The following is a 4,135-nucleotide window of genomic DNA, read 5'->3' as shown; positions in this document are numbered from 1 at the left end:
ATGATCACGCCCTGAATCACGCCAGGCCACCTGGCATCTTCGCGAACTTCTGCATGATCACGAGCTGCGTTTCCGCAGTTCAAGCACCCACCGACCGAACTTCTGCATGATCACGGCTTGGGTTTGCGCACCTCAGCCACCCATCCGCCGAACTTCTGCATGATCACGCCCCAGGGTCATGATCACGCCCCAGGGTCATGATCACGCGCAAGGGGGGGAGTCAGCAGCGGCAATACACAGGGGCTACCAGCGGAAGTAGACGAACAGGCGACCGTGGTTCTTGGCGTCTTTGTCGATCCGGTGATAAAGGGCCTTGATCTCCTTCTGCTCAAGGAAACGCAGCACCTTCTTCTTCAGCTGCCCCGAACCCTTGCCGGGGATGATCTCCACCTGGCTGGCCTTCTTCTGTACGGCCTCCTGAATGATCCCGCGAAGCGCGCGGTCGATCTCGTCGCCCCTGTTGTAGATGTCATGAAGATCCAGCTTCAGCTTCACGGCGTCGAGTCTAAACGGCCTTTCACCCAGCCTCCCCGATACCGCACAACACATAAAATTCACGCAAAGAACGATCTAGCCGGAAAAATGATCGTTAGTTAGACTCCCTGTCAGGTTCGGCCACCCACCCGGGTGGCCGTTCGCTCGTCGCCCGCCGGGGAGGGGCCGGCCTTCCCCATGCCTTGTGGGCGGCACGACTCCTCCATGCCCGCGCGCGCCTCGAGCGGCCGGAGCCCTACAGGGAGGTTTCGTGTCCAGGAAGACCTCGCCCTACTTACGCGCGAGCGCGGTCGTGGCCGGTTTCGGTCTCATCGCCGCGATGATCCCCTCAGGTTCCGCCGCGGCGGATCCGACCCCCACTCCCCCGCGGAATTGGAGCGCTACACCCGTCACCGGAGGGGAGTACGTTCAGGGCGCCAAGTCGCCCAGCGGCAGGCTGGCCGAAAGCGACGAGGCACTGCTCGCGTCGCGGTCGGCTGCGCCTGCCAACGTCGTGGTCAAGCTCGACTACGACGCGCTCGCGGCCTACAAGGGCGGCCTGCCGGGGCTCCCCGCCACCAGCCCGTCGGCGACCAAAAAGGCGCTCGACCTCAAGAGCGCCGAAGCCGCCAAATACACCAAGCACATCGAGGGCATCGAGAGCGCCTTCCTGAGCGAGCTCGGCAAGACGGCCGCCGGTGCGAAGGTCGGGCGGAAACTCCGTACGGTCTACGGCGGCGTGGCGCTCACTCTCCCGGCCAACAAGGCGGCCGGCCTGCTGAAGCTCCCCGGCGTCGCGGCCGTGCAGCAGGACACGCTGGAGCATCCGCTCACCGACTCCAGCGGCGAGTTCATCGGGGCCAACACGATCTACAAGCAGCTCGGCGGCTCGAAGTCGTCGGGCAAGGGCGTCATCGTCGGCGTGCTCGACTCGGGCGCATGGCCGGAGCACCCCTCCTTCGCCGACCCTGGAACGCTCCCCGCTCCCCCGGCCAAGGCCGACGGCACCCCGCGCACCTGCGACTTCGGCGACAACCCGCTGACACCGGCCTCCGACGTCTTCGTGTGCAACCACAAGCTGATCTCCGGCCAGCCGTTCCTGGAGACCTACAACGCGGTGGTCGGCGGTGAGATGTACCCCGACAGCGCACGCGACTCCAACGGCCACGGCACGCACACCGCGACGACCTCGGCCGGCGGCCCCGTCGCCCATGCCAATCCGCTCGGCATCGACCGGGGTGCGATCCAGGGCATCGCCCCCGCCGCGCACGTGGCCGTCTACAAGGTCTGCGGCGCGGAAGGCTGCTACCAGACCGACACCGTCGCCGCGATCGCGCAGGCCATCTCCGACGGCGTGCGCGTGATCAACTATTCGATCTCGGGCGGCTCGGACCCCTACAGCGACCCGGTCGAGCTGGCCTTCCTCGACGCGTACGCGGCCGGCGTGTTCGTCTCGGCCTCGGCGGGCAACTCCGGCCCCGGCGCGGCCACGACGGACCACCGGGGCCCGTGGGTCACGACGGTCGCGGCCTCCACCCAGTCGCGGACGTTCCAGTCGACGATCACCCTGACCGGCGGCCCCACAATCAAGGGCGCCTCGATCACCGGCGGTGTCGCCGCTCCCGTTCCCGTGGTGCTCGCGTCGGCTCCGCCGTACAGCGACCCGCTGTGCGTGAACCCCCCGCCCCCCGGCCTGTTCACGGGCAAGATCGTCGCGTGTGAGCGTGGCCCCAACCGGGTCCTGAAGGGTTTCGCGGTCAAGCAGGGCGGCGCGGCTGGCATGATCCTTTACAACTCGAGCCCGGCCGACATCATGACCGACAACCACTGGCTGCCGGCCGTGCACATCGACAAGCCGGAGACCGACGTCCTGCTGTCGTGGCTGAGCTCCCACCCGGGCGCCACGGCGAGCTTCACCCAGGGCCAGAAGGCCACCTGGCAGGGCGACGCGATCACCACGTTCTCCTCCCGTGGACCGGGCGGCGACTTCCTCAAGCCCGACGTGACCGCTCCGGGTCTCCACATCCTCGCCGGCCAGACCCCGACGCCCGAGTCTCCTCTTGAGGGCCCCCCGGGCAACCTCTACCAGGTCATCGCGGGCACGTCTATGTCGTCGCCGCACGTCGCGGGGGCCGGCGCACTCCTGTTCGCGCTCCATCCGACGTGGACGCCCGGCCAAGTCAAGTCCGCCCTGGAGACCACCGCCACGACGAAGGTCACCAAGCAGGACCGCACGACGCCGGCCGACCCGTTCGACTACGGCGGCGGCCGCATCGATCTGACCAAGGCCGGTGACGCGGGCCTGACCCTCGACGAAACCGCTGACGCCTTCAGCGCCTCGGCGAACGACCCGCTCAACCGGATCGACCTGAACCTGCCGTCGGTGAACGCGCCCGTCATGCCGGGCGTGATCACGGCCAAGCGCACGCTCGTCAACGCGACGAACAAGACCCTCGTCTACACCGCGACGGGCAGCACGGTCAGCGGCGCGAACATCACGGTGCTGCCGCCGCTGTTCACCGTGAAGCCCGGCAAGAGCGTCAAGATCAGCATTGTGATCACCGCGCCCGACCTGCCGGACGGGCAGTACTTCGGCCAGGTGAACCTCAAGCAGGTCGGCGGCAGCCGCCAGCAGCACCTTCCGGTGGCGTTCTTCCGCCAGGAGGGCGTGGTGCCGATCGACCAGACCTGCACGCCGTCCACGATCGCCAGGAACTCCGGCCAGTCGACCTGCACGGTGACCGTGCAGAACACCACGCTCGACGACACCGAGGTCACCGCGCTCAGCACGCTCAACGACAAGCTGCGGCTCACCGGCGTCACCGGGGCGACCCAGGTCGGCTCCCAGATCGTGACCGCCAAGACCACGCTCGCGGGCAAGCAGCCCGACCGTCCCGTCATCGCGCCGGGAACCAACCCGGCGGGCGGATGGCTGCCGCTGTCCGTCTTCGGCTTCGCGCCGCTTCCCCTCGGCGACGAGGAGGCGGTGAACCTGAATGTGCCGGCCTTCACCTTCGCGGGCCGCACGTACACGAGGATCGGCGTCGTCTCCAACGGCTACGCGGTCCCCGGAGGCACGACCGGGCAGGCCGACGTCTCGTTCACACCCCAGACGCTGCCGAACCCCGGCCCGCCGAACAACGTGCTCGCACCGTACTGGACCGACCTTGACGGCACAGGCGCGCCCGGCGTGTACGCGGGCTCGCTGACCGACGGGGTCAACCGCTGGCTCGTGCTCGAATGGCACGTCAACCTGTTCGGCACGAACGACATGAAGGTGTTCCAGCAGTGGATCGGGCTCAACGGCGTCGAGGACATCACCTACGCCTACGACCCCGCGAACCTGCCCGGTGACCCCGGCGCCGCCTACGGCCTCACGGTCGGCGCGGAGAACTCCGACGGCACCGCGGGCAGCCAGATCAGCGGGCCGCCCACGCAGGACTACCGGATCGCCAGCACGCCGGGCGCTCCGGGAGGCACGCTCACGTACTCCTACACGGTGAAGGGCGCCTCCAAGGGCACCGGCACCGTCACGACCGCCACCTCCACCGATCAGGTGAAGGGCATCACGGTCGAGGTCGACAAGATCACCGTCAACTGACCCGGAAGGCGGAACAGGCGGGGGCCCGGCGGCGCGACGCCGCCGGGCCCCGGTCATTCA

The 4,135-nt window shown here is 68.3% G+C and carries 2 protein-coding genes; one reads left to right on the top strand and one right to left on the bottom strand.

Annotation, left to right across the window (positions count from 1 at the left end):
- Positions 1–243: 243 nt before the first annotated feature.
- A complete protein-coding gene (locus tag Pth03_RS12300) occupies positions 244–495 on the bottom strand; it encodes a Smr/MutS family protein (protein ID WP_203944347.1) in 252 nt (83 codons plus the stop codon).
- Positions 496–745: 250 nt separating this feature from the next.
- Here Pth03_RS12300 and Pth03_RS12295 point away from each other — a divergent pair, with 250 nt between their 5' ends.
- A complete protein-coding gene (locus Pth03_RS12295; RefSeq protein WP_275413088.1) occupies positions 746–4,075 on the top strand; it encodes a S8 family serine peptidase in 3,330 nt (1,109 codons plus the stop codon).
- Positions 4,076–4,135: the final 60 nt, after the last annotated feature.

The sequence above is a fragment of the Planotetraspora thailandica genome (assembly GCF_016863335.1).
Lineage (GTDB): Bacteria > Actinomycetota > Actinomycetes > Streptosporangiales > Streptosporangiaceae > Planotetraspora > Planotetraspora thailandica.
Note: the sequence above shows the minus strand (reverse complement) of the source record. Positions and strands in the feature narration are given on the sequence as shown.